This window comes from Bacteroides sp. 1001136B_160425_E2, assembly GCF_015559655.1.
GTDB classification, from domain to species: domain Bacteria; phylum Bacteroidota; class Bacteroidia; order Bacteroidales; family Bacteroidaceae; genus Bacteroides; species Bacteroides luhongzhouii.
Genome location: NZ_JADMQH010000008.1, coordinates 180,366 through 193,811, shown reverse-complemented (window position 1 = coordinate 193,811; position 13,446 = coordinate 180,366). Strand labels below are relative to the sequence as shown.

Annotated in this window: 10 protein-coding genes and 1 pseudogene; 10 read left to right on the top strand and 1 reads right to left on the bottom strand. The window is 39.2% G+C overall.

What is annotated here, in order from left to right; genetic code table 11:
* The first annotated feature begins 258 nt into the window (after positions 1-258).
* The 5 genes from I2I04_RS10170 to I2I04_RS10150 all read left to right on the top strand — a co-directional run bounded on the left by I2I04_RS10170 (position 259) and on the right by I2I04_RS10150 (position 5,615).
* Positions 259-690, top strand: coding sequence for a hypothetical protein (locus I2I04_RS10170; RefSeq protein ID WP_195654946.1), 432 nt, complete (start codon positions 259-261; stop codon positions 688-690).
* A gap of 149 nt (positions 691-839) precedes the next feature.
* A complete protein-coding gene (locus tag I2I04_RS10165; protein WP_195471229.1) occupies positions 840-1,475 on the top strand; it encodes a DedA family protein in 636 nt (211 codons plus the stop codon).
* Positions 1,476-1,552: 77 nt separating this feature from the next.
* The gene (locus I2I04_RS10160) at positions 1,553-2,200 is read left to right on the top strand and encodes a DUF47 domain-containing protein (RefSeq protein ID WP_143260367.1); all 648 of its coding nucleotides are present in this window, start codon (positions 1,553-1,555) and stop codon (positions 2,198-2,200) included.
* Positions 2,201-2,215: 15 nt separating this feature from the next.
* On the top strand, positions 2,216-3,232 hold the full coding sequence (locus I2I04_RS10155; protein ID WP_008644519.1) for an inorganic phosphate transporter: 1,017 nt from the start codon (positions 2,216-2,218) through the stop codon (positions 3,230-3,232).
* Between the two features lie 127 nt (positions 3,233-3,359).
* Positions 3,360-5,615 carry a cation:proton antiporter gene (locus I2I04_RS10150; protein ID WP_195654945.1) on the top strand — a complete coding sequence of 752 codons (2,256 nt, stop codon included), beginning with the start codon at positions 3,360-3,362 and terminating at the stop codon, positions 5,613-5,615.
* Between the two features lie 33 nt (positions 5,616-5,648).
* On the opposite strand, the pseudogene I2I04_RS23505 reads toward I2I04_RS10150, so the two are convergent.
* Positions 5,649-7,285, bottom strand: a pseudogene (locus I2I04_RS23505) (M64 family metallopeptidase).
* Positions 7,286-7,758: 473 nt separating this feature from the next.
* On the opposite strand from I2I04_RS23505, the gene I2I04_RS10140 reads away from it, so the two are divergent.
* The 5 genes from I2I04_RS10140 (at position 7,759) to I2I04_RS10120 (ending at position 13,441) form a co-directional block, all read left to right on the top strand.
* A complete protein-coding gene (locus I2I04_RS10140) occupies positions 7,759-9,309 on the top strand; it encodes an RNA-binding domain-containing protein (protein WP_195654944.1) in 1,551 nt (516 codons plus the stop codon).
* A 7-nt stretch (positions 9,310-9,316) separates the two neighbouring features.
* A complete protein-coding gene (locus I2I04_RS10135; protein WP_195654980.1) occupies positions 9,317-10,027 on the top strand; it encodes a hypothetical protein in 711 nt (236 codons plus the stop codon).
* 137 nt (positions 10,028-10,164) lie between these two features.
* The gene (locus I2I04_RS10130; RefSeq protein ID WP_065538137.1) at positions 10,165-10,374 is read left to right on the top strand and encodes a helix-turn-helix transcriptional regulator; all 210 of its coding nucleotides are present in this window, start codon (positions 10,165-10,167) and stop codon (positions 10,372-10,374) included.
* A gap of 14 nt (positions 10,375-10,388) precedes the next feature.
* Positions 10,389-11,588, top strand: coding sequence for a DNA cytosine methyltransferase (locus I2I04_RS10125; protein ID WP_195654943.1), 1,200 nt, complete (start codon positions 10,389-10,391; stop codon positions 11,586-11,588).
* A 683-nt stretch (positions 11,589-12,271) separates the two neighbouring features.
* Positions 12,272-13,441, top strand: coding sequence for an McrB family protein (locus I2I04_RS10120; protein ID WP_229126968.1), 1,170 nt, complete (start codon positions 12,272-12,274; stop codon positions 13,439-13,441).
* The last annotated feature ends 5 nt before the right edge of the window (positions 13,442-13,446 follow it).

Genomic DNA, 13,446 nt, shown 5'->3' with positions numbered 1-13,446 from the left:
TTTTCCCGGCAAATTAATGATCTTACATTCATAAAAGAACAGGGAGAAGAAAACTTCTTAATATGGCAAAATCATAAATACACCTGCCCCAAGTGCGGAAAACTGCGAACTGCGCATTACGACTACTGTATTCACTGTAAACAACAGAAGTTAACATAACTATAATGAATCCCTCCCGATAGAGCTACAATTATAATTGTTAATTATGCTTGTGAATATGTATTTCATATAAAAATAGTTTCTACCTTTACGGCCGTTATGATGAAGTACATATTCTGTATACTATTAGGCGTATTTCTGAGTTGGGGATTCCATCTGATTTCCGATGAAGCACAAGAGGCATACCGGTTAGAAGCCGGTAGTACCAGTACACAAACCTATACCAACTCATACACCTCCAAAACCAGCATCATACAGCTGGATAAAGAACAGAAACTAGTCAAAACAAAAGAATACGCTGGAAAACAAGATTACAATAACGATAATGGCGTTTTAAATCCATTCTCCTTCCGCCACCTCTCTCCTTTAAAGATACTACGATTCAATATTCCTTCTGCCACTATCCGTATACTAAGCTCTCTGAAGATTCAGCTTCCTCAAAACCAATGGACAGGTTTTTCATATTATACCAATCTTTTTAAATATTCTGATAGATATCATATCTATTCATTAGGTCACATACTCATTTAGCTATTTTATATTTTTTCCGGCATAAGATTATTCCAGTCTTTTATGCCACACTTTCTGTTTGCTTCCGCCATTTAAAGTGAAAAGAGTATTCACTATGGTCCGGAAGCCAATAACATTCTTTTTTTACCATAACAACCAAAGTATATAAAATGGACTTTTTATTGGATTTTATACTTCATATCGATCAATATATGGTTATGATTGTACATGATTATCATGCTTGGACGTACGCCATTTTGTTTTTTATAATCTTCTGTGAAACCGGATTAGTGGTCACTCCTTTTCTTCCCGGTGATTCTCTGCTCTTCGTAGCCGGAGCCATTTCTGCCTTACCTGACATGCCTATCAGTGTACATATACTCGTTATCATTTTATTTGCCGCTGCCGTATTAGGCGATTCCTGCAATTACATGATCGGACATTTCTTCGGTCGAAAGCTTTCCAATAATCCCAATTCCAGAATATTCAAACAAAGCCATCTGGAGAGGACACACGAGTTTTATAAGAAATATGGTGGGAAAACAATTATTCTGGCCAGATTCGTCCCGATAGTTCGCACGTTTGCTCCCTTCGTGGCAGGAATGGGAAAGATGAATTATTACTATTTTATGATGTATAATTTAGCGGGCGGTGCGGCTTGGGTTGGCATCTTCTGCTACACCGGTTATTTCTTCGGAGACCTTCCGTTTGTACAGGAGAACTTGAAACTGCTGATTGTTGCCATCATATTCATCTCTATATTGCCTGCAATCATAGAGGTAGTACGAGCCAAACTAAAATCTTAAAACACCAAACTATAATCTGTATTCATTTGTTACTAATATAAATAGAGAAGAAAAAACAATTTAAAGTTTTTACACTTATGAAAAATTCTTTTTTTAGCCGGTTTACTCCAAAGGAGCCCAAATTTTTCCCATTGCTGAAACAACTTTCAGAAGTGCTTTGTGAAGCATCCGTTGTTTTAACAGAAAGCTTGCAACATGACTCACCAACAGAACGTGCAGACTACTACAAGAAAATCAAAGAGCTGGAACGTGAAGGGGACAAACTGACGCATCGGATTTTTGATGAATTGGGCACTACATTCATCACTCCTTTCGACCGTGAAGATATTCATGACTTAGCTTCCTGCATGGATGATGTCATCGACGGAATAAATAGTTGTGCCAAACGGATCTCTATTTACAATCCCCATCCTATCTCGGAAAATGGCAAAGAATTGAGCCGTTTGATTCAGGAAGAAGCGACCTACATCTGTAAAGCCATGGACGAACTTGAAACATTCCGTAAGAAACCGATTCTTCTCCGGGAATATTGCTCAAGATTACATGAAATCGAAAATCAGGCAGATGACGTATATGAATTCTTTATCACCAAGCTATTTGAAGAAGAAAAGGATTGCATTGAACTTATCAAAATTAAAGAAATCATGCATGAACTGGAGAAAACGACCGATGCCGCAGAACACGTAGGCAAGATTCTGAAAAACCTGATTGTAAAGTACGCATAAAGCAAGCCGGAACACATGGAATTATTAGTGACTATCATTATTCTGGCTCTGATATTTGATTATATCAACGGCTTTCACGATGCAGCAAACTCAATAGCTACAATCGTATCTACCAGGGTGCTTACTCCCTTTCAAGCCGTATTATGGGCTGCTTTCTTCAATTTCGTTGCTTTTTTCATTGCCAAATATATCATAGGCGGATTCGGTATTGCCAATACAGTATCCAAGACGGTGGTAGAACAATACATCACTTTACCTATTATATTGGCAGGAGTCATAGCAGCCATCACCTGGAACCTGGTAACGTGGTGGAAAGGTATCCCGTCTTCATCGTCACATACGCTTATCGGAGGATTTGCAGGAGCTGCCATTATGGCAAACGGATTTGAAGCAATTCAACTTAATATCATTCTTAAAATTGCAGCTTTCATTTTTCTGGCTCCTTTTATCGGAATGGTGATTGCTTTCGGTTTCACTCTGTTTGTTCTTTACATCTGCCGGCGTGCACATCCTCATACAGCTGAAGTTTGGTTTAAAAGGTTGCAGCTCGTTTCTTCCGCTCTCTTCAGCGTCGGACATGGTTTGAATGACTCACAAAAAGTAATGGGTATCATTGCCGCTGCCATGATAGCCGCCCATTCTATGGGATTGGGTATGGGTATCAACAGCATCAATGACCTTCCCGACTGGGTTGCTTTTTCGTGTTTCACCGCCATCTCACTCGGCACCATGTCCGGAGGTTGGAAAATAGTAAAGACAATGGGAACCAAAATCACCAAAGTAACTCCATTGGAAGGAGTGATTGCCGAAACAGCCGGTGCTTTCACTCTCTATATCACGGAAATGCTGAAAATCCCCGTTAGTACAACACATACTATCACAGGTGCAATCATCGGAGTAGGTGCGACCAAACGCCTCTCTGCCGTTCGCTGGGGAATAACAAAAAGCCTCATGACTGCCTGGATTCTTACAATTCCGGTCAGTGGACTCTTGGCAGCAGCTATCTATTATATTGTTTCCCTCTTTTTGTAGAGGAAAACAATATAATGAATAATTGACAGCCGACACTCTCGCAAAAGAAAAGAGCTGAACATCCATGTCCCTTGGTTCTTTTCTGTCTAACTATCAGGAATATAAAAATGAATAAATCCATCACTAAATGTCACATTTGCCAACTTTGATTGCCGACCTTGCGCTAATATTAATATCGGCCAGTGTAATAACCTTGCTGTTCAAATGGATGAAACAACCTTTAGTCTTAGGTTACATCATTGCCGGATTACTAGCAGGGCCTTATATAAATATTTTCCCCACAGTGGGAGATATCGAAAACATCAATATATGGGCGGAAATAGGTGTTATATTCCTGCTCTTCGCACTTGGACTGGAGTTTAGTTTTAAAAAGCTCATGAATGTAGGTTCCACAGCTTTTATTACGGCCACCACCGAAGTCGTCAGTATGTTGCTCATAGGTTTTCTGGTAGGACAATTATTAGGATGGGGCACGATGAATTCCATCTTTCTTGGAGGAATGTTGTCTATGTCGTCTACCACAATTATCATCAAGGCCTTTGATGATTTGGGGTTACGCAACCAACGTTTTACGGGCATCGTATTCGGTACTCTGGTAGTAGAAGACCTGATTGCCATTTTAATGATGGTGCTTCTTTCTACAATGGCGGTAAGTCAGGACTTTGTGGGTGAAGATTTATTGATTAGTGTTCTCAAAGTCGTTTTCTTTTTAATCCTGTGGTTTCTCATCGGTATCTTTGTTATTCCGGCTTTTCTTAAAAAAGCAAAGAAGCTGATGAATAATGAGACTCTTTTGATTGTTTCGATTGGTCTTTGTCTGGGAATGGTGGTATTGGCCACCTATACAGGCTTTTCAACAGCGTTAGGTGCATTTATCATGGGATCTATCCTTGCCGAAACCATCGAAGCCGAGCACATCGAACATATCATACAACCGGTAAAAGACCTCTTCGGAGCTATTTTTTTCGTATCGGTCGGTATGCTGGTGAATCCGGCCGTATTGGTAGAATATGCCTGGCCTGTTATCATCATTACTCTGGTTACCATTATCGGCAAAGCCATTTTCTCTTCATTTGGCGTACTCTTATCCGGAGAACCACTGAACACTTCTATCAAATCCGGATTCAGTCTGGCACAAATCGGAGAGTTTGCTTTCATCATCGCCGGACTGGGTGTTTCGCTCAAAGTGCTCGATCCGTTTATTTCACCGATCATTGTGGCTGTGTCTGTTATCACCACTTTCACGACTCCTTATTTTATCCGTTTGGCCAATCCTTTTGCCGAATGGCTTTACAAAATATTGCCTACTAAAGTACAGGAGACGTTAGATCGTTATGCTTCCGGCAAGAAGACCATGAACCACGATAGCGACTGGAAGAAATTACTAAAAAACATGATTGGCAGGGTTATTATTTATAGCGTACTGCTCACTGCTATCTGGCTGCTGTCTATACAAATTATTTATCCTGCCATCAGTGAAATGTTTACTCCTGTTACCATATGGATTAATCTGGTGATGTGTCTGGGCACTCTTTTGCTTATGACTCCTTTTTTGTGGGCACTCATCTCCAACAAATACAACTCTTCCGAATTATTCCTGAAGCTATGGAGAGATGAGAATTACAATCACGGACGACTGGTTTCTCTCGTTTTAGGCCGGGTATCTGTTGCTCTTTTCTTTATCACTAGCGTAGTTATCAGCTATTTCAAGTTGAACTGGGGAATAAGTGTGATTATCGCCATAGCTGTAGTGGCACTGATTCTTATTCTTAAGGAAGACCTCACACAATATTCACGGTTGGAAACGAGATTCTTGGCCAATCTCAACCGACGGGAAGAGGTTGCTAAAAAACGGCACCCGCTAAAAACAAGTTTCAATAGCGAGTTCAATGACAAAGACCTCGATTTGACATCTGTCGTTGTATCGCCCTATTCCGATTACATCGGCAAGTCTTTAGGAGAACTTTCATTCAGGCAAAACTTTGGAGTGAATGTGGTCGCAATCACACGTGGTGATTTGAACATATATATACCCAAAAGCTCTGAACACATCTATCCACAGGATAAATTGACTGTAGTTGGTACAGATACACAATTGCAGGGATTCAGAAATAGAATAGAAGATGTAAAAAGCACATCAGATACGGATGCAGTGGATAAAAAGATAACTCTCCACTCTTTCACGGTAGACGAAGAATTCCGCTTTTTAAACCAAACCATCGCTCAGTCTCATTTGGGAGAAAAGCATGACAGTATTGTTGTAGCTATTGAACGAAATGACGAACTGATTACCCTGGATAAAGACGCAACTTTCCAATTAGGAGATCTCGTTTGGATTGTGGGCAACCGGGAAAAGATTAGAAAAATACTCTACTTAACGTAATTTGTATCTAAGCCAGAATGGAATATATCTGCTTTACCTATCTAACATTCTATTTACAAAGTGAGGACGCGTGAATGGCTTACCTGGTCTTACAGTTGATTTAGCACTGCGCGTTTGTGATTTATTCTGCAAATCAAATGCGGCAAACTCCTCATAAGCCATTTGTTTCCCCAAACTTCTTTCCATTATTTTATTATATATCGCTTTACGGGAAGGAGCATTAAATCCCTCGGTATTACTATTCATCATACTCTCTTCTGAAGGACGATACGCACCTTTTATATAAGTACATGCACCTTCAAATACTCCCAGTTTTTCTGACGCATACCGATTATCACTCAAGAAAGCCGACCAAAGCACCTGAGATGGATCGGATGTAAAATCAACATTCTGCGCCCATCCTAATGTCTGCAGATACTGAACATTTTTTATTTCTTTAGAAGAAATAGTCCCATTTTCCTGATAAGCATACTCATCTTCCAATTTGGCAAAGCCATGTCCAACAGCCTCGTGTACAAGTACCTGCCTGAAACTTTCACTTTGCAAATCATATATCACCGGACAATAAGCAATAGCAAACTCAACCACTTTCGTCTGATTAGTATAACCAAAATAAGTAGTTCCTGCATACGCAGGAGAATTTAGAATTACAACAGCCAATGTTTCATATCTATATTATCCACGCATTGTACATAACGTTGTACAGCATTATCTTCACCGGAAATCCCCGTACTGTTTCCACCCGCCAGTTCACAACCAAGCGCTGTTTCATATCCTATACCAAAAAGATTGTGTTTCGAAACCGCAGTTACTGCATATACATTAAAATAATCTCGAAGTGACTTGATAGGTTCTTCCGTAAAGAGATTCTCAAAAGCTTTGTCCATAACGACGTCATAAGTTCCATCGTTAATTTCAGTATCTATAAATCCATCGCCCATAAGCACAATAGGAAGACCTTTTCCCAGCTTTGCAGTCTGCAGAATACGTACTTTTTTATCTGACGAATAATCAGTATATTCATTTGTAACATTACCTCTTTGTATAATAGTAACCATCTCCACTACCATAGATTCCATATCTGTCACTCTCACAAAGTAGATATAAGCGATACGTGAAACGCCATCAGTATTAGGCAGTACAGTCAGGTTAAGCATGTAGGAAGATGATGTACGAGTTTTTGCTTCCTGCGTTAGCCAAGTGCCAGTACCCAAAGAACCATAAATCAATAATTCATCTTCAGCTATATTCGTAGAAAATTTAATATCCAGTTCTCCACCTTCAGCGGGAACATTATATGTATTCTGCTCCAGATTGACGAATTCTGCCACCTCCTGCTCTATGGTTATGTCTTGCGTCAACATCCCGGAAGTCAATGTAAGCATCGCTGTACGTACACTTCCTGTTACATTCTCACTGGTAGCTGTAAGCGCAATGTCGCATGTCCCCGCTTCCCCCGAAGCCGGAGCGATTGTAAACCAATCGGCAGCCGTACTCGCTTTCCATTCACGGGTACTCGTAAAACTGATTGTTACCTGCGAACCTTTAGCCAAACCCATCACGACATCTCCGACATTCTCTATTGAGAAGTTAGGATCTACTTCGTCTTCAGCACAGGATACTATAAAAAACAAACACAAGGGAAATAATAGAAGATAAATTGTTCTCATACCCGTTAAATGTTATTTTGTTATACCAAAGATACGTTAGATTCTCGTTACTAAAAAATTTATTCGACAAATCGCCCTAAAAAAAAGACATATAGGTATCTTTTCAAACAACCTGATATAAAACAATGGTTATTCAAAAACAAAAAGAGCTGAAAGTTTATAACTTTCAGCTCTTTTCTATTATTTTATTTCAATCGTCTTTTTCAGCGATCTTATTTCACTTCCTCAAAATCAACATTATCTCAGTATGAGCAACTTGCGTACACGTGTTGCAATTATATCGCAAATCCGAAAATAAGCATCCATAAGCAACCACAGCTCTTGATTGCAAAAGTACGATTTTTATTCATAAATAAAGAGATGTAAACGCATAAAAATCAAAAGTCTGTGTCAATTTTAACAGAATCTCCACTTTTATCCTTGCCTTTGTACATGATATTGGGGAGTTGTACCCTAACAATTATAAGGAAACAATGCAAATTCAAAACAATACATTGATAGCGGAATGCTCGGCTTACGATTTCAAGGAAATGCTGGAACGTAAGAAGGTGAAGTCATGGCTTAAATCTGTATCGGCTTTTGCCAATACGGATGGTGGCAGTTTGTTCTATGGTGTGAACGACGATGGAGTGATTGTAGGTTTGGAGAATCCACAATCCGATGCTGACTTTATCAGTGAAACCATCAAAGCGAGACTTGACCCTGTGCCGGAAGTTCAACTTATTCCGATAGAACATGAAGGGCACTCTTTGCTTGAAGTGAAAGTAAAGGCTGGAACGCTTACACCTTATTACTATTATCAGGACGGAACACGTACCGCGTATGTACGGGTTGGCAATGAAAGTGTAGAGTGTAATTCGCAGCAACTTCTTTCGCTGGTATTGAAAGGTACGCACATGACATGGGATTCACTGCCTACACAAGTGGATGCCAGCCAGCGCTCGTTCATTATCCTTGCCAATACCTTCCGCGAGCAAACCCATCAGGAATGGAATGACAAGTATCTGGAATCATTTGGTCTGGTTACTCCTGATGGTAAACTGACCAATGCCGGATTATTGTTCGTGGATAATTGCACCGTATTCCAATCGCGTATCTTCTGCACCCGTTGGACTGGACTCTATAAGGATGACGCCATCAGTTCCGTAGAACACCGGGCTAACCTAGTATTGCTATTGAAATACGGCATGGACTTCATCAAGAACTACACCATGAGCGGATGGGTGAAGATGCCGAACTATCGTCTGAATCTCCCTGACTATTCCGACCGTGCCATCTTTGAAGGGTTGGTAAACCATCTTATCCATAGAGATTATACGGTAATGGGCGGTGAAGTGCATATTGACATTTACGATGACCGTGTAGAATTGGTATCACCCGGTGCTATGCTTGACGGTACACAGATTCAAGACCGTGACATATTCAAAGTGCCTTCCATGCGCCGCAATCCCGTCATTGCGAATGTGTTCACACAGTTGGACTATATGGAGAAACGTGGTTCCGGCTTACGGAAAATGCGGGAACTTACAGAGAAGCTGCCTAATTTCTTGCAAGGGAAAGAGCCACAATATCAAACGGAAGCGACTTCTTTCTATACCACATTCTATAATCTGAACTGGAGCGAGAACGGTAGAATACCAGTTGAGGAAGTGGCCAATAGGGTAAATAGTACCCTCAAAAAGTACCCTGTAAACGAAGAATGTTCGGTCGAAAAGTTCGGTGTAAATGCAGAAAAGTTCGGTGTAAACGAAAAAGGTTCGGTGAAAAAGTTCGGTGTAAATGCATATAGGTTCGGAGATACATCGAAAACACCGAAGAAGGTCAGTAAAACTGCACAAAAGATAATCGACCTTGTTATTTCTGACCCATCAATCACAGCCGATAATATGGCTAATAAAATTGGTGTAACTAAACGTGCCATAGAGAAAAACATCAAAAGCCTTAGGGATATGGAGATTTTGGCTCATGAAGGTTCTGATAAAGCTGGCTATTGGCGCATTATTGTTAACCCTCAAACTGAGTAATAAACATATGGTAACATCTTTCATACCATTCAGTGCTATAATTGCCGTTTTGATTATCGCCTTTTTGTTTGCCTCCTTACCGCAGGTAAACCATAAAACGCGATACAGGGTGCTTTATGCAATAGCTATCATCATGCTATTTACAGTTATTCCCATCAATGAATATATGGCTGGAGACACCCAAAATTCAAGCAACAATTATCTGCTTGTCCTGATATTCGATATTGCAGTAGGGTATTTCTGTATGTACATTGCCGCATTGCTGAAATTCAATGTCCTTAAACGAAAGAATCAAGCATTGGAAAATGCCTTGACCGAAAAGCAACAAGAAAATGTAGCAATTCTATTGGAACATCAGAATGAAAAGCAACAAGCATTTCAGCAGAGAGAACTTGAATGGTTCGCAGGGAAAATAAAGATGTTTACCGAAGAAGAACAGAAAGCTATTCTTGCCAGTGCTTGCGCATTTGCAGAACACGGTTTGATAATCACACCCTCAATAACCATTCAGCTAAAAGATACATGTAGTCAGCAAGATATTATGTACTTTGTTTGTTCTACTTTTTTCAACATGGGCAAGAAGCGTAGTGATATTGTAAGTTTCTTATCTCAGGTCTTTCCACTTTACTTTCCTGCAGGAGAAAGTGTATTGGCTAAAAAGATGCCAGGATTGGAAAAGGTAAAAGAGAGAAGGGAAAAAGAGAACCAATCCAAGTGAGTTTTCCGATACACACATTGAAGTATATTTCAATATAAAGCTGTTTTCCGACATATATTTGTCAGAAAATCATTATAATTGGAATAAGTTTTCGATTATAATGATTACCTTTGCATTCAAAACATATCATAGAACGTATGAATAAAGATATAAATCGTTTGAAGGTGATTTTAGCAGAAAAGAAACGCACCAATAAATGGTTGGCAGAACAGTTGGGAAAAGATCCGGGAACTGTGTCAAAATGGTGCACAAATACCATGCAACCGAACTTGGAGACATTAGTGAAAATCGCAAAAGTCCTTGAAGTGGATACTAAGGACTTATTGTGGTCAATAAAAAATATTTAACTTAATACGTACAAATGCCTAAGACAATAGTATCTTTGTTTTCCGGATGTGGTGGTCTTGATTTAGGATTTACCGGAGGATTTGCATTCAGAGGACACGATTATGAGAGATTAGATACAGAAATTGTATTTGCAAATGATTTTGACCAAGACGCACAGTCTTGTTATAATGCCAACCCATTATTAACAAATGATGGAGCCAATTGCCTTTTAGCTGATATTAGAGATATTGATGCTAATGATATACCTGATTTTGATATACTTTTAGCCGGTTTCCCATGCCAACCATTTTCTAATGCAGGCAAAAGACAAGGAGTGGATGATGAAAACGGAAGAGGTACATTATTTGAAGAATGTCATAGAATCATTGCTGCAAAGATTGAGGCTGGCCATCGTCCTCAAGCATTTCTGTTTGAGAATGTTAGAGGCATTCTATCTTCACATGTAGCAAATGGCAATAGTGTACCTGAAGAAATCGTTAGAATCATGGGCGATTTAGGTTATGATGTCTCATACAAATTAGTTTGTGCTTCTGATTACGGCGTTCCCCAAAAACGCTATCGTGTTCTAATGGTTGGAATAGATAGAGAGTTGAATCTTGGACATTTTGATTTCAACTTATTGAAAACAATTGTTCAAGAAAACAATATCCCATCCGAACATTATGGGAACATCGAAGAACTGGTATTAGGAAGAATATTACAAGGTGTAGAAAACTTACCTGATAATGAAGTATGGGAATTTAGCCCAGGAACACAACAAACAGTAAATTTAATCGGAAGCTGTGCTCACGGCATTGAAGGATTCCAATATTTTTATGACGGATATTCCCATACGAATTTACCTACAATATGTATGGAAGGAAAATCATGGAAAGACATACCCTACGAAATGCTGACTCCACGATTTAGGAATATCTATGATAACCCTAAACGTTATCATGCTCCAAAATTTTTTAGACGATTTGCTTTTGGAGAAATTTGCGGTACAATTACAGCTTCTGCGCAACCTGACAAATGTGGAATTACTCACCCCATTAAAAATAGACGGTATTCTGTTAGGGAATGTGCAAGAATTCAGTCATTCCCTGATAACTACTTGTTTAATGCAATACCTTTAGCAGCTAGATATAAAGTTATTGGTAATGCCGTTCCTCCAATACTTGGCTGGATTACAGCAACCGCTTTGTTAAGATTCCTCCCAATTAATGAATAATAGATATGGCTTATATTGATAAAAAATCCCTATTGACAGCATATAAAATACTGTCACACAATACAGACAGCCCTTCAAGTCAAGGTGCCACCCAATTTATAAGTGCCATCAGGTATTTATTCGCATTAGACCATTTTGTTTTAAAAACCAATAAAAATTGCGATACAAAGGAAAAAGAAGACAGAGAGTTATTTATTAATTATGTAGGAGATGTTGTAAGTATAGATGGGTCTTGTTATACATCGAACTTTTTCACTGATATAAAAGACGAAAAAGATTATAAAGTCGGAAGCAATTTCTTCTCCGTAAATGTAGTAAAAGAGTCTATTGCAAATCCTGTAGTTTTACATGATTTCCCACGTAGGACGAAAGATGCTGCATTATTTAACGTACAAAATGGAGTTTTATCCATAAATGAGACTCTCTACAAGAATATAAAGAAATATATAAAAAACAAAGAGTGCAGAATCGCTCTTGCAATATGGTTATGCAGAAAATATAAATTTAGCATTTCTGAAATAAACAGATCAGAAATCAAGAATTGTTTAGCCATAAACTACTCCACTAGTTTATTAAATGAGTTTTTACCATCAGATTCTGATTTTACGGAATATATAGCAAAGTATGGGAGATTGAGTTTATCACAGGAGGAAACTAAGATTTCTCCAAAAGAAATTTATAGAATGTTTGACACTAAAGACAAAAAACGTACAGATTTCCAATACTATCACTATATAGACATTATCATGGCTATAAAGACTAAACCCTTCCTTTTGCTTGCCGGTATATCCGGTACGGGCAAAAGCCGTATTGTCCGTGAATTGGCCCGTGCGTGTTGGGACGAAGATTCCACTGAATATAAAGCTCAGAAACCTAAGAATTTTGAGATGATTCAGGTAAAACCCAATTGGCATGATTCCACTGAACTTATGGGATATGTGAGTCGTGTCAGTGGAAAACCCATATATGTGATTGGCGATTTCTTAAGATTTATCACAAAGGCTTGGGAGAACCTGGATGTTCCTTATTTCCTTTGTCTGGATGAAATGAATCTTGCTCCTGTCGAACAATATTTTGCGGAATTTCTTAGTGTGATAGAATCTCGTAAAAGCAACGAAGACGGTACGATTACAACAGACCCTATCCTGAAAAAAAGTACAGAGGATTGGTATCGGGTATTGACAGCCGAACTGACAGGAGACAATGAAGCATTAAGGAACCGCTTTTTGGAAGAGGGTATCACCATTCCACAGAATCTAATCGTAGTGGGTACGGTAAATATGGATGAAACAACCTTCTCATTCTCACGTAAGGTACTTGACCGTGCCATGACCATAGAAATGAATGAAGTGGATTTGTATGCCGGATTGGACAGCAAATATGAACGTATTGGTAAGCTGAATAGCGATATGCTTATCGGTACAGCTGTAGAAGGTGTGGATGTATATGCAGATAACGAGGATGTTTGTAATAAGGTATTGACCTATTTGCAAGCTGTGAATGATGTCCTTAATGGCACTCCGTTCAAGGTTGCTTACCGCACACGAAACGAATTCCTGCTTTATGTGGTAAACAACTTGCCTTACAATATGGATGAAAACGGAAACGAGTTCAGTGAGGATGAGGTCATAGCAACCGCATTGGACGAGATAACAAGCATGAAAATCTTGTCGCGAATAGAAGGTGATGATACAAAAGTCAAGCATTCACTTCTTGAAAGACTGATTACTACTATCGAAGCGCAGTTGTTAGCATTGACCGGAGAAGATAAGAAAATAGAATCCGTTTCCATAGCCAAGTTGAAAGAAATGCAAGAACGGTTGTCATCCGGCTATACAAGTTTCTGGAGCTAAAAACA

What these genes read in the sequence shown, in the direction of transcription:
- I2I04_RS10120 (WP_229126968.1), top strand. Translation starts at nt 12,272, where the DNA reads ATGTTTGACACTAAAGACAAAAAACGTACAGATTTCCAATACTATCAC.
- I2I04_RS10155 (WP_008644519.1), top strand. Translation starts at nt 2,216, where the DNA reads ATGGAATTATTAGTGACTATCATTATTCTGGCTCTGATATTTGATTAT.
- I2I04_RS10160 (WP_143260367.1), top strand. Translation starts at nt 1,553, where the DNA reads ATGAAAAATTCTTTTTTTAGCCGGTTTACTCCAAAGGAGCCCAAATTT.
- I2I04_RS10140 (WP_195654944.1), top strand. Translation starts at nt 7,759, where the DNA reads ATGCAAATTCAAAACAATACATTGATAGCGGAATGCTCGGCTTACGAT.
- I2I04_RS10170 (WP_195654946.1), top strand. Translation starts at nt 259, where the DNA reads ATGATGAAGTACATATTCTGTATACTATTAGGCGTATTTCTGAGTTGG.
- I2I04_RS10165 (WP_195471229.1), top strand. Translation starts at nt 840, where the DNA reads ATGGACTTTTTATTGGATTTTATACTTCATATCGATCAATATATGGTT.
- I2I04_RS10125 (WP_195654943.1), top strand. Translation starts at nt 10,389, where the DNA reads ATGCCTAAGACAATAGTATCTTTGTTTTCCGGATGTGGTGGTCTTGAT.
- I2I04_RS10150 (WP_195654945.1), top strand. Translation starts at nt 3,360, where the DNA reads ATGTCACATTTGCCAACTTTGATTGCCGACCTTGCGCTAATATTAATA.
- I2I04_RS10130 (WP_065538137.1), top strand. Translation starts at nt 10,165, where the DNA reads ATGAATAAAGATATAAATCGTTTGAAGGTGATTTTAGCAGAAAAGAAA.
- I2I04_RS10135 (WP_195654980.1), top strand. Translation starts at nt 9,317, where the DNA reads ATGGTAACATCTTTCATACCATTCAGTGCTATAATTGCCGTTTTGATT.